The organism is Bradyrhizobium sp. AZCC 2176, from assembly GCF_036924645.1.
GTDB lineage: Bacteria > Pseudomonadota > Alphaproteobacteria > Rhizobiales > Xanthobacteraceae > Bradyrhizobium.
This window is the reverse complement of sequence record NZ_JAZHRX010000001.1, coordinates 4,686,303-4,711,560: the sequence shown is the minus strand read 5'-3', so window position 1 is coordinate 4,711,560 and position 25,258 is coordinate 4,686,303. Positions and strand designations below refer to the sequence as shown.

At 62.3% G+C, this 25,258-nt stretch carries 22 protein-coding genes; 8 read left to right on the top strand and 14 right to left on the bottom strand.

The features are described 5' to 3' along the window. Positions 1 to 18: 18 nt before the first annotated feature. Complete coding sequence (locus V1288_RS22170; protein ID WP_334359073.1) at positions 19 to 1,458, bottom strand: caspase family protein; 1,440 nt, start codon at positions 1,456 to 1,458, stop codon at positions 19 to 21. A gap of 238 nt (positions 1,459 to 1,696) precedes the next feature. Between V1288_RS22170 and V1288_RS22165 the strand changes: the two genes are divergently transcribed. Beyond that, positions 1,697 to 2,083 (top strand): hypothetical protein, encoded by a 387-nt coding sequence (locus V1288_RS22165; protein WP_334359072.1) that lies wholly within the window; start codon positions 1,697 to 1,699, stop codon positions 2,081 to 2,083. 21 nt (positions 2,084 to 2,104) lie between these two features. On the opposite strand, the gene V1288_RS22160 is transcribed toward V1288_RS22165, so the two are convergent. The 3 genes from V1288_RS22160 to V1288_RS22150 all read right to left on the bottom strand — a co-directional run bounded on the left by V1288_RS22160 (position 2,105) and on the right by V1288_RS22150 (position 4,971). Further along, complete coding sequence (locus V1288_RS22160) at positions 2,105 to 2,992, bottom strand: calcium-binding protein (protein ID WP_334359071.1); 888 nt, start codon at positions 2,990 to 2,992, stop codon at positions 2,105 to 2,107. Between the two features lie 34 nt (positions 2,993 to 3,026). Then, positions 3,027 to 3,284, bottom strand: a complete 258-nt coding sequence (locus V1288_RS22155; RefSeq protein ID WP_334359070.1) for a hypothetical protein — start codon at positions 3,282 to 3,284, stop codon at positions 3,027 to 3,029. A gap of 566 nt (positions 3,285 to 3,850) precedes the next feature. Next, positions 3,851 to 4,971, bottom strand: a protein-coding gene (locus V1288_RS22150; protein ID WP_334359069.1) for an IS630 family transposase whose coding sequence is annotated in 2 segments (ribosomal slippage) — positions 3,851 to 4,767 and positions 4,767 to 4,971 — 1,122 coding nt in all. Because the reading frame shifts where the segments join, the coding sequence is not laid out codon by codon here. A 316-nt stretch (positions 4,972 to 5,287) separates the two neighbouring features. On the opposite strand from V1288_RS22150, the gene V1288_RS22145 reads away from it, so the two are divergent. Next, on the top strand, positions 5,288 to 5,497 hold the full coding sequence (locus tag V1288_RS22145; protein ID WP_334359068.1) for a hypothetical protein: 210 nt from the start codon (positions 5,288 to 5,290) through the stop codon (positions 5,495 to 5,497). 130 nt (positions 5,498 to 5,627) lie between these two features. Here the strand turns inward: V1288_RS22145 and V1288_RS22140 are convergent, their stop codons facing one another. Next, on the bottom strand, positions 5,628 to 7,328 hold the full coding sequence (locus V1288_RS22140) for a ShlB/FhaC/HecB family hemolysin secretion/activation protein (protein WP_334359067.1): 1,701 nt from the start codon (positions 7,326 to 7,328) through the stop codon (positions 5,628 to 5,630). Between the two features lie 223 nt (positions 7,329 to 7,551). On the opposite strand from V1288_RS22140, the gene V1288_RS22135 reads away from it, so the two are divergent. The 5 genes from V1288_RS22135 (at position 7,552) to V1288_RS22115 (ending at position 14,983) form a co-directional block, all read left to right on the top strand. Continuing rightward, a complete protein-coding gene (locus V1288_RS22135; protein WP_334359066.1) occupies positions 7,552 to 8,622 on the top strand; it encodes a FecR family protein in 1,071 nt (356 codons plus the stop codon). Positions 8,623 to 8,729: 107 nt separating this feature from the next. Next, positions 8,730 to 11,426 (top strand): EAL domain-containing protein, encoded by a 2,697-nt coding sequence (locus V1288_RS22130; RefSeq protein ID WP_334361368.1) that lies wholly within the window; start codon positions 8,730 to 8,732, stop codon positions 11,424 to 11,426. A 175-nt stretch (positions 11,427 to 11,601) separates the two neighbouring features. Next, positions 11,602 to 12,798, top strand: coding sequence for a GNAT family N-acetyltransferase (locus V1288_RS22125; RefSeq protein ID WP_334359065.1), 1,197 nt, complete (start codon positions 11,602 to 11,604; stop codon positions 12,796 to 12,798). Continuing rightward, positions 12,799 to 13,743: a cupin-like domain-containing protein gene (locus V1288_RS22120; protein ID WP_334359064.1), complete on the top strand. Its 945-nt coding sequence runs from the start codon at positions 12,799 to 12,801 to the stop codon at positions 13,741 to 13,743. Positions 13,744 to 13,828: 85 nt separating this feature from the next. After that, positions 13,829 to 14,983, top strand: coding sequence for an IS110 family transposase (locus V1288_RS22115; RefSeq protein ID WP_334359063.1), 1,155 nt, complete (start codon positions 13,829 to 13,831; stop codon positions 14,981 to 14,983). 538 nt (positions 14,984 to 15,521) lie between these two features. On the opposite strand, the gene V1288_RS22110 is transcribed toward V1288_RS22115, so the two are convergent. From V1288_RS22110 to V1288_RS22070, 9 genes are all read right to left on the bottom strand, one after another. Next, positions 15,522 to 16,160, bottom strand: a complete 639-nt coding sequence (locus tag V1288_RS22110; RefSeq protein WP_334359062.1) for an NIPSNAP family protein — start codon at positions 16,158 to 16,160, stop codon at positions 15,522 to 15,524. A 76-nt stretch (positions 16,161 to 16,236) separates the two neighbouring features. Beyond that, complete coding sequence (locus V1288_RS22105; protein ID WP_334359061.1) at positions 16,237 to 16,902, bottom strand: DsbA family oxidoreductase; 666 nt, start codon at positions 16,900 to 16,902, stop codon at positions 16,237 to 16,239. Between the two features lie 196 nt (positions 16,903 to 17,098). Continuing rightward, positions 17,099 to 17,803, bottom strand: coding sequence for an ABC transporter ATP-binding protein (locus V1288_RS22100; RefSeq protein ID WP_334359060.1), 705 nt, complete (start codon positions 17,801 to 17,803; stop codon positions 17,099 to 17,101). Then, the gene (locus tag V1288_RS22095; protein ID WP_334359059.1) at positions 17,796 to 18,530 is read right to left on the bottom strand and encodes an ABC transporter ATP-binding protein; all 735 of its coding nucleotides are present in this window, start codon (positions 18,528 to 18,530) and stop codon (positions 17,796 to 17,798) included. Before V1288_RS22095 ends, V1288_RS22100 begins: the two co-directional genes overlap by 8 nt. Further along, complete coding sequence (locus V1288_RS22090) at positions 18,517 to 19,566, bottom strand: branched-chain amino acid ABC transporter permease (protein WP_334359058.1); 1,050 nt, start codon at positions 19,564 to 19,566, stop codon at positions 18,517 to 18,519. The genes V1288_RS22095 and V1288_RS22090 overlap by 14 nt, the downstream gene beginning before the upstream one ends. A gap of 72 nt (positions 19,567 to 19,638) precedes the next feature. Further along, positions 19,639 to 20,859, bottom strand: a complete 1,221-nt coding sequence (locus tag V1288_RS22085; RefSeq protein ID WP_334359057.1) for a substrate-binding protein — start codon at positions 20,857 to 20,859, stop codon at positions 19,639 to 19,641. A 3-nt stretch (positions 20,860 to 20,862) separates the two neighbouring features. Then, the gene (locus tag V1288_RS22080; protein WP_334359056.1) at positions 20,863 to 21,720 is read right to left on the bottom strand and encodes a branched-chain amino acid ABC transporter permease; all 858 of its coding nucleotides are present in this window, start codon (positions 21,718 to 21,720) and stop codon (positions 20,863 to 20,865) included. 49 nt (positions 21,721 to 21,769) lie between these two features. Continuing rightward, complete coding sequence (locus tag V1288_RS22075) at positions 21,770 to 23,284, bottom strand: amidase (protein ID WP_334359055.1); 1,515 nt, start codon at positions 23,282 to 23,284, stop codon at positions 21,770 to 21,772. Positions 23,285 to 23,430: 146 nt separating this feature from the next. Beyond that, positions 23,431 to 24,609, bottom strand: a complete 1,179-nt coding sequence (locus tag V1288_RS22070; RefSeq protein ID WP_334359054.1) for a substrate-binding domain-containing protein — start codon at positions 24,607 to 24,609, stop codon at positions 23,431 to 23,433. 172 nt (positions 24,610 to 24,781) lie between these two features. On the opposite strand from V1288_RS22070, the gene V1288_RS22065 reads away from it, so the two are divergent. Further along, positions 24,782 to 25,219: a MarR family winged helix-turn-helix transcriptional regulator gene (locus V1288_RS22065; protein WP_108519843.1), complete on the top strand. Its 438-nt coding sequence runs from the start codon at positions 24,782 to 24,784 to the stop codon at positions 25,217 to 25,219. Positions 25,220 to 25,258: the final 39 nt, after the last annotated feature.

Sequence of the window (25,258 nt, the reverse complement as noted above, 5' to 3'; positions counted from 1 at the left end):
GATTACCCTATCGCCACCTCAGTATCTACCCCGGTCGCCGCCATAGTGGCCGCCGCGGCCGCCGCCGAATCCGCCGAGACCGATGCCGATGCCGATGCTGACCGGCGGGGGCGGCGGCGGCTCGTACACTTCGCGCGGGGGCGGACGGCGAACGACCACGACGTCATCATCCGACTCGCGCCGGCGCGGCGGCTTGTGATCGCCCCGCTTCTTCGGCGGATCCGGTTCGACGCGCCTGACCGGGACATTGACTTTCAGCGGCTGCTGCGGCGCCGGTTGCACGTTGCAGGGGCACATCGGCCCGGTCAGCGCAACGTTTTGCGGCACGGCGGCGTTGGCGGCGGCAACCGCCGGCGTGAACTCGGGGCGGTTGCGCAGCCGCTGTTCCAGCTTGCGCGCGGTCGCGCTGAGATCGCTGTCGGGAAATTTCGCCAGGAACGAGCGATATCCGGAAGCGGTGTTGATGAGCACGGCCTCATTCCATGCCACCATGCGCCGGTGCCGAACCAGCCAGTCGCGCGCCAGCCGTCCGAGCGCCGTCTGCGGGAAGAGGCCGGCAAAGGCCTCATACGCTTCGTCGGTGCCGTCGGCCACGATCAGCTCGTTCGCCGCCTCGACCGGCTTGCCCTTCAGATCACGCGTCCACTCCGCGACCGTCTTCTTCGGAGCTGCCGCAAGCTTCGGCCCGGCGACCGACACGCCGGAAAAGCGGAAATCCTCGGTCAGCGAGGAGCTGTCCCACGGGGTCTGCCGCCCTTCGGTGACCTTGTTCACCGCAAGCCGCACCCGCTTGAAGGTCTCCTCGATCGGAATGTTCTGTTCCTTGCCGGCCGACAGCAGCGCGTTCGTATACGGGCTGTTGGAGCCGGAGCCGTCTTCCGCGACTGCGCCCGGCGACGTCGAGAACGACAGGAAGGTGCCGGGAGCGCCGACCTTCGCGTCGATAATGGCAAGCCCGCTGCCGGCGGTCTTGAGATCCGGGAACGGATTGTTGCGGCAGGCGTCGAGCATCAGGATGCGCATCTTGCTCGGCACCGACGTCAGCGTGTTCAGGATGTCGTTGAGGCGCACCGCCTGGATCGGAATGTCGGCTTCCCGCTTGGGATCGATATCGATCGGGACCAGAAAGTTCTCACCGTCGATCTGCAGCCCGTGGCCGGCATAAAACACCAGGGCCACGGTGTCGGCGCCCTTGGCCGCGACCTTGCCCGCGAAGTCGCTGACCGCCTCCCGCATCTGGCCTTGCGAAAGATCGGCCGCGGTCGAAACCTCGAAGCCGGAATCGGTCAGCAATTGCGTGACCGCCCTGGCGTCATTGGCCGGATTGGGCAGCGCCGGCACCGAGCGATAGGCGGACTGGCCGATCACCAGCGCGAGGCGATTTTCGGCAGAGGCCGACTGCGTTCCCAGAAGAACCGCAGCGGGAATCATCAGCTTGAGCAGCGTGTCACGGAACATGATGCCACCTCCCGGCAATGCAGGCTACGGATTGGTCATGGCCCCGGAGCCAAAGGTTCAAGCCGGCGGCGCGTTGTGAGGCGTGACAAGGGCTCGATTCAAAGGATCTTGTCGCAGGCCCAAGTCCCGCGCAGTGATGTCAATCACAGTATCGGGATCGTTATCTGGGCAACAGGCCCTGTTCTGGCGCGGCGTGTTCGGGGTAAAACACCCTCCGATGCGGCGGATCGTGAATCATGTGGCGCTGGTTGTGGGCGCAGCGCTGACGCTTGCGGGTTGCGGCTTTGCCGACGTCCGCTCGCCGGTGCCCGAGTTCATGCGCGCCAAGGCACCCGAGCCGCCCGCACTCGAGCCGCCGCCCGACATCAAGCACCTGCTGAAGGAGAAGCTGGACGCGGTGTTCACGGCGGCCTCGCAACCGACCAATGTTCGCGTTTCCGAGCCGCGCCCCAACCTGCGCGGACCGGGCTGGACCGCATGCGTCAAGGCCGAAGTGATTTCGGTGACCGGCAAACCGCTGGGCACGCAGACCTACCGTGTCGAGATTTCCGGCGGCGTGATCGCCGATCGCCAAAAGATCGAAGCCGAGGATGCCTGCACCACCGAGAGCTACGAGCCGGTGTGAGGGTGCGGACCATGCGCCCCCTCAGACGATATGGAAGTCATCCGTGTGCAGATTGGCAAGCGCGACGTTTTTCAACAGTATGCTGCTATTAGCGTCGATGGTGATCAACGTATCGTTCCCCGAAGCCGTGGCGGCCGCGAGCGCAGTCGTTGCATCCGCGAAGATACCATCCTGTGTCGCCAACACGTCGCTGCCGACGGTAAAATCCGTGATGACGTCCTGACCGAGATTAGCGCGGAACACGAAGGTATCACTGCCTGAGCCGCCTGACATCGTGTCGTTACCCGCTCCGCCGAGGATCGTATCGTTGCCGGACGTCCCCGAGATGGAATCGTTACCTGACGTACCGCGAAACCATGCCGCATTGCCGATTTGAGTACGGTCCCAGGCAGAGCCATCGGCAAAGGCAACCTGTTCGACGCCATAGGCGCCATTGAACTGGTTTCCAACCTTGAGCCGCTCGCCTGTCGCGATGATCTGGATATTGAGATCGTTGCCCGAGCGGCTGAATTCGACGTCCGAGGCGTTGAGCCCAACCAGCTTGACGACATCGGTTCCGGCATCGGCGCCGTGTTCAGACACCACATCGTTGCCGGAGCCAACGCCATAGATGTAGGTGTCGCTGCCACCATAGCCGGTCAGGATGTCATTGCCGCCCTTGCCATCAAAGGTGTCATCGCCGGAGCTGCCACTAATGCTCTCGTTGCCTGCTGTGCCGCGGTACCATGCGGCGGCCTTTATCTCGGCCTTGTTCAAAGCGGTGCCATCAGCGAATTGAATTTGTTCGATCCCCCAAAAATCTGTCGGGGACGTGAACTGCGACTTGACCGTGATGGCGTGGCCTGAACTCAGGACATTGACGACAAGATCGTTGCCGCGGCGCTCTAGCGAGAAATCACTGGCGTTCAAATCCGCGAACCGCTTTCCGCCCCTTAGTTTCGCGCTAATTGATGTTCTGGTTTATGATTGATGGTAGCTCACTGAGGAGCGCAACCGAGGCAAGCAGCATCGCCATCGTTAGCAACAGCCAGACAGCGACAACAAAGCTGACAAACCCCGGCCGATCGGCAAAGGCATATCTCCGGCCGCCGATTAACACCGCCTTCACGCGAATTGCGGTCCACACAACTTTCGCCGCGACGTATGCCGTGAAGGGAGTCAAGAGCAACACGGGGATTGCTATGATGAGGTAACGACTCATGCCCCCCCAATGATCGACAGTCCGAATTTCGCAGCCGCGCCAAGCAGAACGTACAATTAGCTGCGGACAGCCTGTCATCATGCGTGGCCGACATCTTCAGCCGCCGGGAATGATCAGTACAGCCTGAGCAAATCGAAGGATCAGTTGGAAAGTCCGCTATCTTAGCGAAAGAGCTCCTGTCCGACGATTCATGCCGTCGGCAAGCTAACGGCAACCGACACGCCAGGTTCGCATGGGCATGTTCACTCGACCCTTGGCTACGCGGCGAGAGGCCGGAATCGTGGATCACAAGGGACTCCAAGTATTGCAAGAGTCTGTCACTGGGGACTCAACGACTAACTGTGATTTGTAACTGGCACTTCCTAACGTTGCAATGGATTTTTTCTACCGATCAAGTTTGAATACAATTTTTGTGAGTTTCTCGTTGCTAGTTGGCCCACTCCTACGCATTCTTCACGACACCGATTGCAGAAGCGACTCAAAACGCCTCATTTTTTTGGTTTAGTCCAGACATGCTCGCTCGCTCTCAGCGAAAAATAAATCCAACTAGTGGCTCTGCACAGTGATTATGACTCTTTGGAAGTCGCGGGATAGGCGCGGCCCATTTTGGCCCGGGCCTTGTCTGTTGTGAACATCCATTTGATGCGGGAGCGGGCAGCATTTCGCTTCCGTTCCCAAGCGGCGATTTCGCGGCGCAGTCGCTTGGGATTGTCGATCCTGCGATCCAGGCACTGGCCGCGCAGGACGCCGATCTCGATCTCGACCATGTTGAGCCAGCTTGCGTGCCTGGGGGTGTAGTGGAACTCGAGCCGTCGCAAAATCCGCCTGGCCTCGGCGGGCGAGAACGCCTGATACAGGGCACCGGCGGAGTGGGTCGATAGATTGTCTTGAACGACCCGGATGATCTCGGCGTCGGGATAATGGATGTCGACGAGGTCGTGCATGCATCGGGCATAGTCTTCCGCCGCTCGCCGTTCGGTGACTTTGACCTTGCGCCAGGGCCGATGCACGTCGAGGAGGACAAAGAGATTGACCGTGCCATTGCGACGATACTCGTAATCGTAACGTTCGAGCTGACCCGGCCTGGCCGGGATGGGCTGACGCGCCTCGCCGATAAGCTGCACCGGGCTTTCGTCGAAGCACACCACCGGCCGCTTGGGATCGGGCGCCTCGGCGTAGAGGTCGAGGACATCCTCCATGCGGGCGACGTATTCGCCATCGACCTGCGGAATGCACCACATGTCCTTGCGCCAGGGCTTGAGGCCATTTTCGGCCAGGCGCCGCCGAACGGTCTCGTGCGACAGGCTCTTGTGTTCGGTGAGCTTGACCATCGCGCCTGCCAGCAGATCGAGCGTCCAGCGGGCGCGGCCTTCCGGGGGACTGGCGCAGGCCGTCGCTACCAGCAGGGCTTCTTCCTTGACCGTGAGTTTGCGTTCCGCCCCGGGACGCGGCTCGTCGCTCAGCGCCCGTTCCAGATTGCCTCCACGAAGCGGCGCTTGATCCGGTACACCGTCGAGCCGCCCACGCCGACGCTCCTTGCGATCTCCTCGTCGCCGGCACCGGCATCAGCAGCCAGCAAGATCTGTGCTCGCTTGAGCTTGCGCGACGCATGCTTGCCGCTGCTGAGCAGCGCCCTGAGTTCCGTGCGCTCGATTTGGCTGAGGTCGACCCGATAGCGTACATTCATGGCGTGCCTCCATGTTCGAGGCACGCACAAACAACTGAATCGGATGGCCGGCGTGAGTCCTTCGGCAAAACCCTTCACGCCCACGCAGGGGCAATACCTGGCCTTTATCCACCTCTACACGCGGCTGAGGAGACAGCCAAGAACCCCGCGCAGCATCGAGGTCCTCGTTGATCCCAAACTCCTCCCGGAGCTAATCTGATCGCCGAACGCAACCCGTCATAATCACTGTGCAGAGCCACTAGGGCCGATACATGCCGGGGACTTGGCTCTACTATGCCCCCGATGGCTGCCGAAAAAGAGCGGCCGCGGGAGGATTATGACTTTGCGATTTCGCGATCAGGACATCGTCTTCAACGGCGCCAACGGACAGAGCAAGGGACAGAATCTCGAAATTCCCACCGCAAACCCGCTCAACTATTTCCACGTCATCAGCAATTCCGCCGACCTGCCGAAGCTTGCGATCGACGGCAAACTGTTCCTGCCTTCATCGGATCATCGCAAACGCAACGGAAAGCTGCCGCTGTGATAGTGGTGACGGGCAGCCTCGGCCTTGCCGCCCTCGGGGGCGCGCGAAGGTTCGCTTGCTTACGCTACTGCAAGTACCAGTCGATTTTCCCTCGGAAAATGGGCAAAGCTTTCACCCGGAGATCACGCCTCTACAAACACCGCGTCGTCGCCCGCACCGGGCAGAGCTTCAGCGCGCTGGTCAGCGAGAACAGCACCCGCGCGCCGCGGGTGGGGTTGTCGGGCGCGCGATAGGTGAGCGGCGCGGCGGCGCCGATGTCGGCCTGCAGGCCGTCGGCAAGGAAGAGGCGAACGCCGCCGCCCGCCGATGTGAGCGAAAGGCCGTCGCTCAGGCGGTAGCCGTCATTCCAGGCGACACCGCTGTCGACGAAGCCGTAGAGCTGGTAGCCGCTCAGATATTGCAGGTTCGTCTTCTGGTCGAAGCGCAGTTCGAGCGAGCCCGCGAGGCCGTTGTCGCCGCTGATCTCGGCGCTGCCATAGCCGCGCCCGAACGCGATGCCGCCGAGATAGAACTGCTGCGAGGTGAACAGCGGGCCGGACGCTATCTGGGCAGCCGAGGCAATTTTCAGCGACCATGCATCCGACAGCGTCTGGTAGCGCGTGAACCAGAAATTCAGCGCGGAGAATTTGCCGGACGCCCCCTCGCGCGACAGATCGTCGTCGCCGCGGTGCGAGGCGCCGAAAATGTCGAGACCCTGACGATAATTCACCGTCAGATAGTTGGTGCCGCCGAAATTGTCCTGCAACCGGTAGTCCGACGTGAGGCTGGCGGTGCGGATGTGGTCGGCGTAGATCGGGCCGAACACATCGTTTTCGGTGGAATTGGTGAATCCGGCAGCCGCGGTGAGTGTCAGGCTCGATTTCTGCGATTGCAGCGGAGCGACGCTGCCGCGAATTTCGAACGAATAGGTCTTGATGTTGTCGCTGTAGAGATGGCGGTAATCGCCGGGCCAAACCTCGCTGTAGTAGCCCGACGCGCCGATGCGCGCGCCGTCGGTGCCGACAGGCACGTCGTAGGCCAGACGGCCGAATGCGAGCTGCCGCGGATCGCCGGGCGTGGTCGACAGATTCAACACCAGGGAATCGCCGGGCGCGAGATAAGAGTTGAACGCCGCCGTCCCATAGCTTTGCCACGGTCCGACCGACGAAGATCCCAGATTGTCGACGCCGAACGAGGTGAAGACGTGCCAGGTCTTCAGCGAAAGGATCAGGCGAAAATGGCCGCTGGCGGCGCCGATCTCCTCGATCGCGGTGTCCTCGATCCGCACGCCGGGCCGCCCGTTGATCAGCAGCAATTGCCGTTCGAGCGTCGCGAGCCGCGAGGGCTGTTCGGCCATCACGGCATCGAGCATCGGCCGGACGCCGAACTGTTCGGCGCCGTCTTCCTTCAACGTCAGCTCGGTGATGCTGCCTTCGATGACTTGAATGCGAAGCTGGCCGCCCTGGATGTCCTGCGGCGGAACGATCGCCCGGCTGAGGTGAAAGCCTTCGGCGCGATAGACGTCGCTGACCGCAGCCGAGATGGCCGCGAGGTCGGCCTGCGATACCTTTTTCCCGATATAGGGTTGATACGTCGTCACCAGCCGCTCCTGCGGTATCGCGACCGCGCCGGTGATCGCGACGTGCCGAAGCACGAACAGCGGCTTGGAATCCCCCTGCCCCTCCGGCCGGGCGAATTGCAGCGTCGGCAACCGGGGCTGCCCGTTGGCGCCCTGGCTCGATTGCTGGTCGTCGAAACGTTTTTCGATCTGCCGCGGATCATAGCCCGGCTGGTTCGCATGCTGCGCTTGTGCCGGAAGGCAGCCGATGGTGCCCAGCCCGAGGCTAACCATCAGCAGGCAATATCGGACGACGACTGTTGGGCGTGTGCTCGTCCGTACATCTACGGAGAGGAACCGATGCCTGTGAGAGAAACCGCTAGCCATATGATTTTTAATAGAAATTTATGGTGAACGAATGGTTAATGCGTCTCCTGCAATGCACGACTTTCGCTCACTCAATGTTGAAACATTGCCGGTAAGCCTTCGGGATAAAGCGGCAATCGGAGAGAGTTTCATGCGTGCGATCCCTCACGTCTCACGAGCCCTCGCGGCAGCGTTCATCCTGGCGATGGCTTCCGCCGCGTTCGCTGCCGACGGCAGCGACTGGACGGTCCATAAGTCCTCGGGCGAGGTATGGCTCACCGGCAGCGGCGTGCAGCAGGCATCGCTGAAACAGGAAGACGTATTGAAGCCCGGCGATACCGTTCGCACTGGCCGTACCGGACGCGTCCTCCTGAAGCGCGGCGAGGAAATGATCCTGGTCGCACCGAACTCGGTTGTCGGCATGCCCGCGCAGAAAAAGGAAGGCCTTTCGACGACGATCGTGCAGCAGGCCGGCTCGATCCTGCTCGACGTCGAGAAGCGCAACGTCAAGCATTTCGAGGTCGAGACTCCCTACCTCGCAGCCGTGGTGAAGGGCACGCAGTTCCGCGTCACCGTCAACGCAGGCAAGACCACCGTCGACGTGGTCCGCGGTCAGGTTGAGGTCGCAGATTTCAAGTCGGGTCAGATCGCCCAGGTGATGGCGGGCCAACATGCAACGGCGTTCGCCACCGGCAAAACCGGCCTTTCGCTGGGCGGTTCGGGCACCCTCGCCCCGATCGAGCAAGGCAAGCCGCGCGCGCCGTCGGTCGAGCGCGTTCCGGTGCCGCGCGGAGGCTTTACCGCGATCCGCCACGCCGCGAATGGACAGGGCGTCCAGCCGTTGCGGCATACCAGCGCGCAGCCCGCAAGGCTTGGCGTCACCCGCATCTCGTCATCGATCGGTGAAGTCCGGTTGAACGTCCACCGCGTGACCAACGGCCTCGCCCACGACAAGTCGGCAGCGCATGGCGGTGCCCGCAACGCCGCGAAAAAGGACACGATCTGGGGTCCCGGTTCCGGAGACGGCAACGCGGAGAACAGTACCAGCGCCGCGTCAAGCGTAAGCAGCACGATTGCGGCCGTCAGTGGCTCAGGTGGCGGCGCAAATGGAAATGGCAACAGTAACGGCAATGGAAACGGGGCCAACGGCAATGGTCATGGCAACGGAAGCGGCCATGCCAATAACGGCAATGGAAATGGCAACGGCCGTGGCAGGAACTAGTTTGCGGCGTCAATTGCACCGCTAACAGCCATCAGGCGCAGCGACACCACATTTCCAACCACCAGAATGGTGCCCACGTGAAACAGTATCGGCCACATATTTTCGTGATGATTGCGTTGGCAATCGTCCTGGCGGGCGGCTGGCATAGCTCGCTTCGCCACGCATTGGCCGACCTGCGGTTCGCCTGGCAGTCGCGACAAGCCTCAGGCGACATTGTGGTGATCGCGATCGACGCATCGTCGATCGACAGGATCGGCGTCTGGCCATGGCCGCGCCTGCTCCACGCCGAGCTGATCCGGCAGCTTCAGAAGGCGGACGTCCAGGACATCGCGCTCGACGTCGACTTCTCCACACCCTCCGACGCGTCGTCGGACCGAAACTTTGCCGAAGCCCTGCAGAGCGCCGGCGGGTCGGTCGTGCTGCCCTCCTTCCAGCAGCCCCGCACCGACAGGACGACGCTTCACGTCAATCGCCCGTTGCCGCAATTCGCCGAACATTCCTGGCAGGCGGTCGTCAATGTCGAGGTCGGACCCGACGGCCTCGTCCGCCGTTATCCGTTCGGCGAAAAGCTGGACGGCAAATTCGTGCCCTCGATGGCTGCCGTGCTCGCCGGCCAATACGCCGAAAAACGCACGCCGTTTCTGATCGACTTCAGCATCCGGACTGCGGGCATCCCCAAAGTCTCCTTTGCCGACGTCCTGCGCGGCGACCCGGCTACACTGCAAAAACTGCAGGGCAAGAAGGTTGTCATCGGCGGCACGGCGCTCGAACTCGGCGATCGCTTCAGCGTCCCGAACGGCGCGATCGTGTCCGGCCCCGTGCTGCAGACGCTGGCCGCGGAATCGCTGCTGCAGAACCGCGCGCTGCAATGGACCTCGCCCGTCGTCACGCTGGCCGGCCTCGCCTTGCTCGCCTTGATCATACTGATCTCATGGCGCCGCCTTTCCGCCGGCAGCAGAGTGGCACTTCTCGCCACAACTTCGGTCGCCATCGAGACAGGCGCGTTTGCCCTGCAGGCGGCGTTCCCGCTCATCCTCGATACATCGCTGTTCCAGATCGCCATCATCGTCTACATCGCCGCCATCGCACTCGACGAAATCGACATCCGCGATCTGCTCGGCAGGGTCGCCGAGAGTCGCTTTCAGCGCGTGGCGATGTCGCTCGGCGACGGCCTGATCTGCACCGATTCCAACTACCTGATCACAGTGTGGAATCCCGGCGCGACCGCGATCTTCGGCTATCTGCCCGAGGAGATGATCGGCCGCTCGTTCGACGAGATTTGCGCACGTGACGAGACCGTTGCCACGTCATCATTCTCTGCCAGGGACGGCGCACGTCTCGCGGCCGGGTCGGTGGTCGAGTTCGACGGACGCCGCCGCAATGGCGAGGTGTTTCCGGTCGAAGCCAGTTTCTCCGGCTGGCAGGGCACCGACGGCTTTCAGTTCGGTGCGATCCTGCGCGACATTTCGGTGCGCAAGCGCGAAGCCGAGAGAATTCGATACCTCGCCGAACACGACACGCTGACGGGCCTCATCAACCGCAACACGCTTCATGCCCAACTTGAGGCGAAAATTTCCGCGGCCGAAGTAAACTGCCGCAACGTGGCACTGCTTGTGATCGGCATCGACGGCTTCCAGCAGATCAACGATATGCTCGGCACCACTTGTGGGGATCTGGTGCTTCGCGCCATTTCGCAGCGATTGGCGGGCGTCCTTCCGCCGGCCGGTCTGGTCGCTCGTTTGAGCGGAGACGAATTCGCGATCGCAGTTCCGACGCACGACATCAGCGAAAACCTCAGCCGCTTCGCCGAGCGGATCGGCGACAGCTTCGACGCGCCGCTGCTGGCCGGAAGCCGCCACCTCCGCGTCAAGGTTAGCATTGGAGCCGCCATTAGCCCGGGCGATGGACGAACGGCGGACGAGCTTCTCAGCAACGCCCATCTGGCGCTGAGCCGCGCCAAGGCGACCAACCGCGGCGGCTACGTGCTGTTCGAAGATTCGATCCGCCGCGAACTGGAGACGCGCCTGACGCTGGAAGCGGAACTGGCGCTGGCGGCGGAACGCCATGAGTTCGAATTGTTCTACCAGCCACAATTTCATCTGGCCGACGGCCGATTGATCGGCGCCGAAGCCCTGATCCGCTGGCGTCATCCCGAGCGCGGCCTGGTTTCGCCGGCGGAATTCATGCCGGTCGTCAACACCTCTCCGATTTCCGAGCGGATCGCCGAATGGGTTCTCCAAACCGCTTGCGCCAAGGGCGCCGCCTGGGAACGCGCGGGACACAAGCTCCGCATCGGAGTCAATCTTTCGCCCTCGCAGTTCGAGTCCGGTGACCTCGCTATCTCGGTCGCGCAGGTGCTCGCCAGCACCGGTTTGAGTCCAACCAGCCTCGAGCTCGAAGTCACCGAAGACATCCTGCTCCACGACGAGCAGGGCGCGCTGAATACGTTCCTTGAGATTCAGGAGCTTGGCGTTCGTCTCGTCTTCGATGATTTCGGCACCGGATTTGCCAGCTTGAGCTATCTGAAGAAATTCCCGCTCGACGGGCTGAAGATCGACCGCTCCTTCGTGTTCGGATTGCTGGCCAATCCCGATGACGCAGCGATCGTCAATTCGACCATCGGGCTCAGCAAGCAGTTGGGCCTGTCCGTCATCGCTGAAGGCATCGAGGATCGGGCAACGGCCGACTTCCTGGTCAGGATGGGCTGCGAAGAGGGACAAGGCTACTTCTTCGGACGGCCGATGCCGGCTCGCGATTTCGAAGCCAAATTCCTTGCTATCCCCGCCACCGCCGAGGTGGCGTGACGCCTGAGCGGCCTGATCAGGCTGAACGATCCGTTAACACGACTGCTCGAATCCGAGCTTCGTAACAACGCTATTTTCCATCTCTTTCCATTACCGTTGCCTTGTGAACGCGACGGTCAGGCGGCACCCTCATGGTGTCGTCGGCCACATAAATCGCGAACGGGGACTAGGGGAAGTGGCTGACATTGCCGACACATCGACGGCTCGCCGTGCATCGAGCAAGGCTGCGAACGCACACGCGCCAAGCGCCGGCAGGGCGCTGACGCCGCTCGCCGACGTTTCCGCAGGCCATTGGCGCGCGCTTTCCGAGCGCGCTGCCGAGCCTAACGGCTATTACCTGCCTGAATGGGAATTGGCGGTGAACGCTTCGGCGCGAGGCCGCCTCGATGCAGCCGCGCTCGGCGCGTGGCGCGACGCATCCACCCTGATCGGCCTGATGCCTGTGATCTCGATGTGGCGGGCCTACAAAATCCCGCTGCCCGCCTTGGTCAGCGCCGATCCCTACGGCACCCTTTGCACGCCGCTGCTCGATCGCGACATGGCCGAGGAAGCCGTGATGAGCCTGATGCGGCGCGCCCGGCGAGCCGGCGCGCATGCGTTGATCTTCCGCGCCACCTCGCTTGATGGCGCAGCCATGAAGGCCTTTACCGAAGTGCTGCATCGCGGCGGCATGCGGCCCGTGGTGCTGCAATCGCACGTCCGCGCCTGCCTTGACGCCACTTGCGACGCCGACGAAATGCTCCGCGATGCACTGGGCGCCAAGAAACTGAAAGAATTGCGCCGTCAGCGCAATCGCCTCGCCGAACACGGCGCTGTCCACTTCGACGTGGCGCGGACGCCTGCCGACGTTGCTGCCGCGATTGAGACATTCCTGATGCTGGAAGCCAGCGGGTGGAAAGGCCAGCGCGGCACCGCACTCGGCCAGGACGACGGCGATACGGCCTTCATTCGCCGCGCTACCTCGGCGCTGGCCGAGACCGGCCAGTGCGAGCTCGTGACGCTGCGGGCCGGAGAGACGCCGGTGGCTGCCGCCATCGTACTGCGCCATCAGGACCGCGCCTTCTACTTCAAGCTCGGCGTCGACGAGCGCTTTGCAAAATTTTCGCCGGGCGTGCAACTGACGCTGGAATTGACCCGGCATCTCTGCGCCGATCCGGCCATTCGGCTGGTCGATTCCACCGCGGCCCCCGACCATCCCATGATCAACCCGGTCTGGCGCGGACGCCTTGCGATCGGCGACGTCTTGATCCCGCTGCGACGGCGCGATCCGCTCGTGTCGCTGATCCGCGCCGCGCTCGGCGTGCGCGGCGCGATCCGCGAGCCGGTACGCCGCATCGTTCATTTCGTCCGAGCCCGGCAGGAGAAATCCTAAATGAATACGCTCACCGCCATCGCGCCCGTGATTACGGCCGATCAGGACGCGCTTCGTCGCGACTTTCCGCTGAAGCCGTTCGCGATCCGCCACAGGCTCGCCGGTCATCCGCTGCTGACGCTGCCCCGCATCGCGCAGCTCGCCGCCGAATTGCCGCGCGATCTGATCGAGTACAATTCCGGCAAGGTCGCGATCAGCCAGGATCCGGATGCGATTCCCACCGTCGACCTCGATCCGGTCGAAGTGGTGAAGAGTATCGAAACCGCCGGCGCCTGGATGGTGCTCAAGCGCGTGGAGAATTCGCCGGAGTATCGCCGCCTGCTCGAGGACACTCTGCTGTCGGTTGCCCGCGCGCGCGGCTTCAACAGCCTGCTCGATGCCGGCTTCGAGCAGGTCGAGGGCTTTCTGTTCGTGTCCTCGCCGAACTCCACCACGCCGTTCCATCTCGATAGCGAAGACAATTTCTTCGTGCACATCCACGGCGAAAAATTCTTCACGATTTTTGACAATACCGATCGTTCGATCGTCTCCGACGACGAAATCGAGCGGTCGATGACCAAGCATCGCAACCTGAAATATGACGAGAGCTTTGCGCCGCGGGGCACGGAATTCCACCTGTTCGCGGGCGACGGCTGCTACGTGCCCTATCAATGGCCGCATTGGGTGCGCACCGCAGGTTCCTTCTCGATCTCGATGGCGATCACCTGGAAAACACGCGAAGTGCGGCGGCTGAACGATCTGCACTTCTTCAATTCGATGCTGCGCGGGATCGGTATGCCGCAACAGGCGCCGGGCAAGCAGCCGGTGCTCGATGCGCTCAAGCTCGCGTTCTATCGCACGGTGACGAAGGCCATCAAGCCGCTGCGCGTCTCGATGGCGATGCGCCGCGTGCTGCGGCGGATCGCGCTCGGCAAGCAGGCGAACTATTACTTGAAGGGAGCGTAGCCGCAGCAGCGTAGATCCTATGGGGTGGCAGGTGGTCAGGGGGTAAGTTGAGTTTGCGACCACCCACTCACCCAGAGGATCCACGATGTGCACAGATCACGCTGACACACCCGCCGGCTGCAAGTATGCCACAGTTTACGTTGCTTTCGAACTGAGCAAGGCGAAATGGCAGCTAGGCATCATGCTGCCCGGTACCGAGAAGATGAGCCGTTACCGGATTGACGGTGGCGACTTGGCGGCGTTGGCAGCTTTGCTGGTCAAGGCTCGATCGAAGGCGAAGCAGACGGGGAAGCTGGTTCGTATTCTGTCGTGCTATGAAGCCGGTCTCGACGGTCATTGGCTGCACCGCTGGCTGGCCGACAACGAGGTGCTCAATCACGAGATCGATGCGTCGAGCATCGAGGTGAACCGGCGGGCACGGCGGGCCAAGACCGATCGGATCGACTTGGCGCAGTTGATGCGCTCGTTTCTGGCTTACCTGCGCGGCGAACCGCGGGTTTGCAGCATGGTTCGGGTTCCCACGCCTGAGGACGAGGATCGCAAGCGGCGTACGCGCGAGCGCGAGCGGCTGCTGCAGGAGCGCACCGGGCACAGCAACCGGATCAAGGGGCTGCTGCATGGCCAGGGCATCCGCGATGTCATGCCCCTGAAGCCGGGCTTCTTGGCGAGTCTGGATGCGATGCGTACCGGCGATGGCCGCGTTCTGCCGCCACGGCTGAAGGACGAGATCCGTCGCGAGCATGAGCGGCTGGTATTGGTACACAAGCAGATCAAGGGGCTCGAGGCAGCGAATGCGGCCGCGCATCGGACCCCGGCAAAGGACTCGGCAGAGGCGAAGGCGGTTCAGCTTGCCCAACTCAAGGCGATTGGCCCGCACATCGCCCAGCTCCTGGCCAACGAGGTCTTCTACCGTGACTTTAAGAACCGCCGTCAGCTCGGCAGCTGCGTCGGACTAACCGACGTGCCCTACGACAGCGGCGCCCGCCGTCGACAACAGGGCATCAGCAAAGCTGGCAACCGCCGTGCGCGAACCACCGCAATCGAGCTCGCCTGGCTGTGGCTGAGGCATCAGCCCGACACCGAGCTGAGCCGCTGGTTCCGCGAGCGGGTTGGTAACCTCAAGGGCCGCATCCGCAAGATCGCCATCGTGGCGCTGGCGCGCAAGCTGATGGTGGCCCTCTGGCGCTATCTGGAGACCGGCCTCGTGCCGAGCGGCGCCGTCATGCGTCCGAGCTTTTAAGCAACGCCGGTGCGCCAATGACGACCGACGTGACCCAGGACAGACGTGTGACCGAACCCGGGCTTGGGTCTTCGGATTCCGCTTTCGTAGATGGGTCCCGTCTCTTCTGGGCCTTACCTTCACCCGTGCATGAAAGATCAGGGTTCGGGCCACCACACCCGACCGGATACAAGTTGATGCGGTGTTGGCCGCATAACGACGTCACGGCCCAGTCCCGGACATCACGTCAAGCCGTCAATCGCGCGCCTCGAAACGTCCCGATCCGAAAGCTTTGCTCCGGCCTCGCCACCGTCAAGGCCGCTCCGCGCCGCCTCCGGCGGTGGCCTGCGGCCAACCTTGACGGTGGCTGCGTCCGGCGCAGCGGCTATCCATCGGGATCAAAGGGCGCATCGCCCTCCACCGAACATGCCAAAGGCAAAGCCATGCCCTGATCGATCAATCCCCTTGACAACTACTACCCCATACAAGCCCGGGTGAAGCGCAGCGCAACCCGGGGCCGGTCAAGAGAGACGCCGTAATCCCGGGCTACATCAATGCCTTACTGCAGCGGCGAATGCGGTGCCGGCAGCATGATGGTCGAGTGCATCTCCTCAAGGAAGCCCGGCCCCTTGCCGAGAAATTCCTGCCAGGCTGGATCCTTCATCGCGTTGCCGCGGGCTTCGGCGCGGGCGTTCAGGCTCGGATAGGCCCAGATGTGGCAAGCCTCGTTCGGCTGCCCCGCTTCGGTCGTCCAGAGGCCTACGATCTTTGAATATTTCTCACGCTCCGGCAGCACCGCGGTGAACGCGTCGAGCCACTGCTTCAGGCCGCCGGCAGGCTTGCCGCGATAGTTGCGAAGTTCGTAGACATTGCCCGTCGATGCCGGCGCAACTGGCGGCCTCACCGCGTTCATCAGGCGGACGTCCTGCCGAACCAGCAGGGGCCGGATCAGCGGCACGTACTCGCCGGTCCAGCGCGGGTTCTTCGCCAGTTCGGCCCGCATCCGCGCGCGCTCGTCGAAACTGTTGTAGCTCCACATGTGCAGGACCTGATTGAGCGGCCCGATCTCGGTGGACCAATAGCCTTCGAGCTTGCCGTAATCGTCCTTGCGGATGTCGCGCGACACCGTGCTCGCGGCCTTGATCATGTCGCCAACCGTACCCGGCTTTACGGTGTAGGTGCGCAGTTCATAGATCATGATGCCTCCCCAAAGATTATTGTTGCCGATGATTTCGGTCCGATCGTCAAGGCCGGGCACGACGAGCAGCCGCGCCCTACTCCGCCGCCTGGGCGTTGATTTCGCCGGAGACCTGACGGATGGCGCGGGCGAGCTGCTCGGCAGGCTGCGCGCCGGAGACGGCGTATTTCTGCGCGAAGACGAAAGTGGGGACGCCCGAGATGCCCTTGTCGGAGGCCTCCTGCGCCTGCCCCGAAATCAGCGCGACATCCTCGTCGGTGGCAAGCCGCCCGCGCACATCGTCCGCGTCGAGGCCGACATCGGCCGCGGCCTGCACCAGCACGTTGACGTCGGTCAGGTCGCCGCCATCGCGGAAATACAATTCCATCAGCCGCTGCTTCATTTCGGCTGATTTGCCCTGCGCATCCGCCCAGTGGATCAGGCGGTGGCAATCGATGGTGTTGGGCTGGCGCTTCACCAGTTCGGGCCGGTAGGTCAGCCCCTCTTCGCCTGCGGCGGCGACGACGCGGCCGGCAATGCCCTTATAGGCCTCGACCGAACCGAATTTGGCGGTGAGATATTCGTCGCGGCTGATGCCCTCGCGCGGCACCCAGGAATTGAGGAAGAACGGCCGCCAGCGCACTTCGACGGGAACGTCGGGCACCAAGGCCAAGGCATTCTCGATCCGGCGTTTGCCGATGTAGCACCACGGGCAGACCACGTCGGAGACGATGTCGATCTTGAGGGGTTTCAGGGTGCTCATCGGGGTCTCCTCGCAGAATGATGCCCGGAAGGTAGTCTGATCGGGCGAGGAGACAAGGGCAATCGCCGCATGTCTCGTATCACTACCGGCATTTTCAGGCCGGAAGGCCCTGTTTCGCGCCACCGAGCATGCCGGCGGGCCTGGTCGCCGGACATACTGCAGGGCAGCGCCACGACGGCGCTACTAACCGCGGGGATTAAGGTGTCAGATACTGCAACAGCCTGGGATCATTGCGAACCTCCTGCGCCGATCCTGTGAGCGCGACTCTTCCGCGATCGAGCACAAAGGCCCGATCTGCGACGCGCAGCGCGAGATCGAGATGCTGTTCCACGATCACGACGGCGATCTGCCTGGTCAGCAGGATCAGACGTTCGGTGATTTCCTCGATCACACCGATCCAGACGCCTTCGGTCGGCTCATCCAGCAACAATACCCGCGGGTCCGACAACAAGGCGCGGCCGATCGCGAGCATCTTGCGTTCGCCGCCGGACAGGGTGCCGGCGACCTGATCCATCCGCTGACCGAGCTTTGGAAATATCTCCAGCACGCGATTGACGGCCTGGCTGTCCCGGTTGGTTAGCGCGCCGACGGCTAGATTGTCCCGCACCGAAAGCCTTCCGAACACGGAGTGCTCCTGGGGCACGTATCCCAACCCGAGGCGAATGCGCTTCTCCGTTGGCAACTGTCCGACACTGCGCGCGTCGAGGCTTACGGAGCCGCCCAGCAGCGGCAATTCTCCGACGATCGCCTTCATCAAGGTGGTCTTGCCGGCGCCGTTGCGGCCAAGGATGGCGACGCCGCCGCGCCAGGGAACGCCGAGCGTGACACCGAACAGCACCTGGCTGCGGCCGTAGCCCGCGTCAACATTCTGGATATCGAGATAGCTGTCCTCGTTAGGCACGGCGGAGATAGACCTCCTGAACCCGGGCACTCGACTGAATGTGCTGCACCGAACCGGTATCGAGTACGCTTCCCTGATCGAGTACGGTCAGCCGGTCGCAGATATCGCGGATGAAGTCGAGGTCGTGCTCGACGATGACGAGGGAGCAGCGCTGCTTGATCGGCTGCAGCAATTCACCGGTAACCCGCCGTTCCTCGAGGCTCATGCCGCCGGTCGGTTCGTCCAGCAGCAGGAGCCTTGGCTCGGGCGCCAGCGCCATCGCGATTTCAAGCCATTGCTGCTGGCCGTGGGAGAGTGTGGAGGCTGGATCCGCCGCCCGGTCCACCAGACGGAATTGCTCGAGCATGGCCATGGCGCGGTCGTGCAGGATCCCGCGGGAGCGCGAGAACACCAGCCGGGGGAGCGACGTCTGAGCCTGCAGCGCCAGCAAAATGTTGTCGTACAACGTCAATGCCGGCAGCACGCTGGTGATCTGGAACTTGAGGCTCATGCCGGCCCGCGCCCGCTCGGCAGGAGAAGCTTGCGAGATATCGCGGCCGCCAAACGTCACCGTGCCTGATGTCGGGATTTCCGCACCGGCGACGCATTTCATCAGCGTGCTCTTGCCCGAGCCGTTGGGCCCGATCAAGCCGTGGAATTCGCTCTCCGCGACCGTGAGATCGGCACCGTTCAGGGCTGTCAGCTTGCCGAATACCTTGATTAGGCCTCGCGCCTCAAGAAGAGCCATGATCACCCTTCCCGGGCGGCCGGCCGAAATTTCCGACACGCTCGCGCTCGCTGAGGATCAGGCTGATCAGGCCGGCGGGGCGAAACAGGATGACAAGCAGCAACAATGCGCCGAGGATGATCGGCCAGATGTCCTGATAGCTGTTCGATAGCCAGAAACTGACCGCCTCGATCGCGACCGTTCCGATCACGGCTCCGATCAGCGTGCCGGAGCCGCCGAACAACACGTAGAGGACCACCTGCGTCGACATCACCACGCCCAGCATGTTGGGCCAGACAAAACCTTCATGAAAGGCATAAAGGCTGCCTGCTAGCCCTGCGATGGCGCCGGCGAAGGAGAAGATGATCGCCTTGAGGCGTTGCACCTGATAGCCGAAGAAGGCGATCCGCTGCTCGTTCTCGCGCAGGCCTGCCAACGCAAGCCCGAACTGCGATCGCACCAGAAAGCGACACAGGAGATAGACCAGCACGAGAATGCCGAGCGCCAGATAATAATAGACCGGCCCCTCGGTGATATCGTAGCTGCCGAGCGACATCGGCGGGATTGATGGAATGCCGTTCTGGCCTCCCAGATAATACCAGCCCCGCGCCACGCGATCCGCCGCGTATGAGCCGGTGAGCGTGCCCAGCGAAACAAAAATCACGCTGGACGGATGGCGGCCGAGCAGAAGAAAGCCGCCAAGCAGCAGCGCGAATGCCAGCCCGATCAGCAGACCGGCCGGCAATACGAGCAGGATCGAGGTCACGCCGAGATCGCGGGCAAGCAGCGCAACGCCATATCCGGCGGTGCCAAAGAACACGGCCTGCCCGAAACTCATGATCCCGGCATATCCCCACACCAGATCGAACGAGAGCGCAAACAGGCACAGGATCAGGACCCGGGTCGCATAGACCGTCAGGTAGTCTTTGAGGACGAGCGGCAGCAACGCACCGATCACCAGCACCACGATTTCGATGATCGGCAGCACTTGCAATTGGCGCGAGCGGCTCACGCGAAGCGGAATCCTCAAGGCGGTCGTCTGTGTCGTTTCTGTCATCAAATTGCCAGTAAATCCGCTCCAGGGTTCGCAGCGGCAGGTTGCCGCCGCTGCAGGACGCTCAGCATTGCGTTAGCATTCTTTGGGATCGACGAGGCCGGCGCTGCGCGCAACGATCTCATAATTGCCGCCCTTGGCAACCGCCGTATACATCTTCATCTTGCAATGCCGTTTGCCGGGAACCATTTCCGCAGGCCCGCCGGGACCTTCGGCGATCTTTGCATGGTCCAGCGCAGCCGCAACCGCGTCGCGATCGACCTTGCCGGCTTCCTTGACGGCTGCTTCCCATAGTTTGAGGCCACGATAGGTCCCGGTCGCGGCACTTCCCGCGGCAAACAGGAATGTGCCCGGGAATTGCTTTTCATAGGTTGCCTGAAGCTTGGCGCTGAACGGATCTTCCGGCGTCAGCGCCTTGAAATAATCGAGGCAACTCGCAAGGCCTTCGATCTCGGCGGCCTGGTTGATGTTGAGCGTGTTCTCGTCGTAGTAGACGCACGACAGCCGGCCGCCATTCTTCAGAAATCCCGCCTCGTAAAGCTGCTTGAAGAACGGCCCTACCCCCGGCGGGATTACGGTGTTGAACACCACATCGACCTTGTTGGAAATGACCCGGTTTACAGTGGCACTGAAATCGATCTGGTCGAGCGGGTAGTATTCCTCGAAGATGACTTCGCCGCCATTGGCCTCGATCACCTTGCGTGCATAGACGTTGAGGGTGTGCGGCCATACATAGTTGGCGCTCGGCAGCGCGAACCTCTTGCCGCCGTTCTTGATCAGCCAGGGAATGAATTCGTCGCACTGCTGCGCTGGCGTCGGGCCGGTGCAGAACAGGTAGGGCGTGCATTCCTTGCCCTCGTATAGCTGCGGATAAATGTAGAGCGTCTTGCCGCGCGCGACGATCACGTCCTTGATGGCGTTGCGCATCGAACTGGTGATACCTCCCAACACCAGATCGACCTTGTCGCGCTGAATCAGCTTGCGGACGTTGCCGACGGCGACGGATTCATTCGACGCGGTGTCCTCAATGAACAGTTCCAGCGGCCGACCAAGCAGTCCACCGGCGTCGTTGATCTCCTTGATCACCATTTTCGCGACATTCGCGTCCGCATTGCCGGCGTAGCCGATCGGACCGGTCAAGTCGGTCGCGATGCCAACCTTGATCGGATCCGAAGCCGCGTTCGCCCAGTCGGGGCGGACGACCCAACTGCCGACGCCTGTGGCAATGGCGGTACTGGCAAAAGCGAGGTTGGAGAGAAATCGCCGGCGACTGAGATGGCTGCGGTCGTTGAACATGTACTAAATCCCCTTTGTTGAAATCAGGCCTTGCGGCCTAAACTTGATGAAGATGATGGCGAGAACGAACACGAGGACGTCGGCGATCACAGGCGGAATGATCCATGGCAGCGCTGCGGCGAGCGTTCCGATCACACCGGCGCCCGCCACCGGCCCTGCGAACGAGCCGACCCCGCCGACCATGACGGCGACGAACCCCTGAATCAGGAAGCGCAGGCCGAGATCGGCAAATAGCGAGAACACCGGCACGATCAGCGCACCCGCAAGGCCTGCGAGTGCGGCGCCGAACGCAAACGTCGCGCCATAGATCGCGTTGGTCGAAATGCCGGATGCGCGGGCGAGCGCAGGATTTTCCAGCGACGCCCGAATTCGCAACCCGAAGGCAGTGCGCGCCAGCAGCAGATAGCTGCCGATCATCACGAGTGCGGTAATGAGAATGATGACAAGCCGCCAGGTGGAAAAATGCATGGTTCCGATACTGACCGAACCGCCGAGCGGCTCCGGGACCGACAGGTACAACCCGCCGATCAAACCGCGGACGATCTCGCGGATGATGAGCCCGAGTGCGTAGGTACCGAGCATCGCCACGACGGGTGCGGCGTAAAATCGCCGGACGATGCTCCGCTCCAGGACAAACCCCAGAGCGCCGACGACAAAGGGCGCAGCCAGCATTCCAAGCCAGACCGGCAGGCCCGCGCTGTAGACGATATAGGTGACATAGGCGCCAAGCAGGACGAACTCGCCCTGGGCGAAATTGAAGATACCCATCATGCTGGCGATAATCCCGAGCCCCAGCACGACCAGGACGACGATCGCGCCGAAACTCAGGATCTCGAACAGTGCGACGAACAGATTATCCATGTGGCATCACCAGCACCCTTGTCACCAGTCCCCTGCGGCGTTCGGCTGCCTACATTTTCTTCCAGTCGCCGGACTGCTCGAAGGCATGTGCCGCGCGATAGATGGTCATTTCATCGAAATGCCGGCCGACCAGCATCAGGCCGACGGGAAGTCCGTCCGCCATGCCGCACGGCAGCGACATCGCCGGGTGGTGCGTGATGTCGAACGGCGCGGTGTTGGTGATCATCTCGAACGCCCGCGCGCACACCTCCTCGCGGGGAGCGCCCGGCGCAGGCAACGGCGTCGCCTTCATCGGCGTGGTCGGCATCAGGAGCAGATCATAGCTCTCCAGCACCTTGTCATAGGCCGCAGTCAGGCGACGGGAGATGTTAACGGCCTTCCCGTAGTAACGCGGACCGAAATTATTGTTGATGTAGACGCCAAGCATCAGAAAAAGTTTTGTCGTTTCCGAGAGCGAGTCCGCCTGCCCGCGCCACCCGCGGTGAAAATCCATCAGCGACGTCGAGTAGAGGTCCGAACGGCTGAGACCATAGCCGTCGCCAAACATCATGGTCTGCGCGATGCCCTCCGCTCCGATCGGTGTCCAGATTGCCGGTCCCACCATGTGCATCGGGATCGAGACTTCCTCGACGGTGGCGCCGAGGCTCGCGAGTCGCTTTGCCGCTTCCCGCACGCTTTCGTTGACAGCGGGTTCGGCGCCAACCTGCTCAAAACCTTCCTTGACGATGGCGATTTTCATGCCCTTGACGCCGCCGCCAAGCGCCTTGGTATATTCCTGCACCGTGGGTGCCTTGATCCGCGGATCATAGCCGTCGTCCCCGGCGAGCACTTCGAGCAGCAGGGCGTTGTCGGCAACGCTCGCGGTCATCGGCCCGGTATGATCGACGAAGATTTCGATCGGCATGACGCCGGTATAGGGCACCAGTCCCCAGGTCGGCTTCATGCCGTAGGTGCCGCTGAACGAGGACGGCATCCGGATCGATCCGCCCTGGTCGCCACCGATCGCCATATCGACCTCGCCGAGAGCGACAACGACCGCACTCCCCGAGGACGATCCACCGGCGGAGTAACCCATCTTGTGGGGATTGTGGACGGGCCCGGTCGAATTGGTGTGGCTACCGCCGGATATGCAAAACGACTCGCAATGGGTCTTGCCGGCAATCTCGGCGCCGGCATCGAGCATGCGTGTGACGATGGTGGCGTCGAAATCCGGCACGTAGCCTTCGAGCGTCGCGGAGCCGTTCATCATCGGCACCCCGGCCAGCATGATGTTGTCCTTCAGCGCCACGACCTTGCCTTTCAGCTTGCCGCTCGCGGAACCCTTGACGGTCGATTTGCGGTACCAGGCGTTGCGCGGATTTTCCTCCGGGCCAGGCCGATAGCCCGGCGTCCGCGGGTATTTGACGATCGGGACTTCGTCGGGCATCGCAGCCACGGCGTTATAGGCATCGACGGAGCCCTGCATCAATCCGCGGAACGAGACGACATCCTCGTCGGTCAATGCCAGGCCGCATTGGTCGGCCACCGCGCGCAGTTGATCGGGGGTTGGAAGCGCTACTGTCACGATGGTTTCTCCTGTTTCTTCTGAATGCTTGTGGGCAAGTTGCCGGATGAAAGGCCGGTCCCGTTCACATCACTAGAAACGGAAATGTTTTCCTTTTCAAGTATTATTTCGCAACCTTCCTTTTGCTGAAGCGATACGTGCGGCCGTCAGAATTGTTTGATCAAACGAAAGTCGAGCCCGTTGGCCGCCGCAAGATAGATCGGCATGCTGGCACTGCCGCGCCGGATGCCAATGGTGCCTCGCGCGCCCTGATAGTCCACATTCGCGGCAGCCGAGAGTAGCGGCTTCCTTGCCAGCGATCCTGCGCGCGACGCGATCGTTTCCAGAAACCGCAGCCCTTCGTAGTTCGATTGTGCGATTGAGCCGAGCGGCGGTGCGTGGCGACCGAACGACGCCTCGTATTGGCTGCGGAAGGCATCGTTGTCGCGGGAGGCCGTGTCAATGAAATAGCCGGACGCGCAGAACAGGTTTTCGGTATTGTCAGCGCCGATCCCGAGCAGCACGGTCTCGTCCATCGCGCCGGCCAGACGGAGCATTCGGGAGCCGAGCCCCTGCTCGCCAAAGGTACGGTTGAAGACGACGCTGTCGGCGCCGATCAACGTGATCAGAACCACATCGGGCTTGGCGGCCTGGATCCGCGCGAGCTGGGCGCTGTGACTGTGCTCGCCGATGGGCACGAATTCTTCGCCGACGACACGCCCGCCGGCATCCGCGATGTATTTCTTGATCGCCTTGTGCGAGAGCCATGGCCAGACATAGTCGCTGCCGATCAGATACCAGTTCGACGCGTGCCTGGTGTTGGCGAGCCACTCGATGGCCGGGCGCCATTGCGCGCGCGGCGTCTCGCCGATGGCCATGACGCCGGGCGTTCGCTCGCCGCCCTCATATACCGGCGTGTAAAGGTAGGGAATTTGTCCGGCGACGACCTTGCGCAACGCCACCCTGACCGCGCTGATATGCGAGCCCATCACGAGGTCTGCGTCTTCGGACGCGACAATGTCGCAAGCCGTCTGCGTCACGTCGTTGATATCGCCGCCGGTGTCATGGAACGCGACTTCAATCTCACGGCCCAGAATGCCGCCGCGGCGGTTGATCTCGGAAACGCCCAGCAGCGTACTGTTGATGGAGGCCGGCCCCCAGATTCCCGACGGACCCGACAGTCCGACAAAATTGGCAATGCGCAATTTCCTGCGGTCGCGGCGCTCACGAAACAGGCGCGGCGATGGCCCGGAGCTTCTCGAACCGAACTCCGGGGATCCCCTGAGCAGCCATTCCGGCGGCATGAACGGCGCGCCGAACTTTCCAAATTGCGTTAGCGAGAGCAATTCGCTCTCCTTTCAGCTTCTTTAGTCCGGCGCGATCAGACTACCATCGGCAAGGTGATCGGCAACAAAAAATATCCTAGTGGAAAATATTGAATATTCAACGATTCCCATGCATATAGAACAAGCAAGAGCGCTAAATATTCATCCAACCCCCGTTATGAAGTTCAAACCCTTGGCCAAATCGCCCAGCAAACCCATCACCGAGCATCTGGCTTATCTGCTTGCGCAGGCGAACCGGGAGATCAATCGTCAGCTCGATGCGCGGTTTCGCAAGGAAGGCGTGCCGGTCGAGCAATGGCGTATTCTGAAGGTGCTTTCGGATGGCAAGGGCCATTCGATGGGCGAACTCGCCGAGGCGGTACTGCTTAATCACCCGACCCTGACCAAGATGGTCGACCGAATGGTGTCCGATGCGCTCGTCTACCGGGTCCAGGACGCCGACGACCGGCGCAAGGTTTTGATGTTCTCCTCCGATCGCGGCAAGGCACTGACCCAGCGCCTGAACTCGCTGGCGCTGAGCCAGGAAGCCTTTATCGCCGAGAATTACGGCGACAAGGCCACGGCTGAATTGAAACGCCTGCTGGAAAGCCTGATCGAGAAGGCGAACTGACCACGGTTCTGATTAATCATCAGAACCGCGCTCCATTTT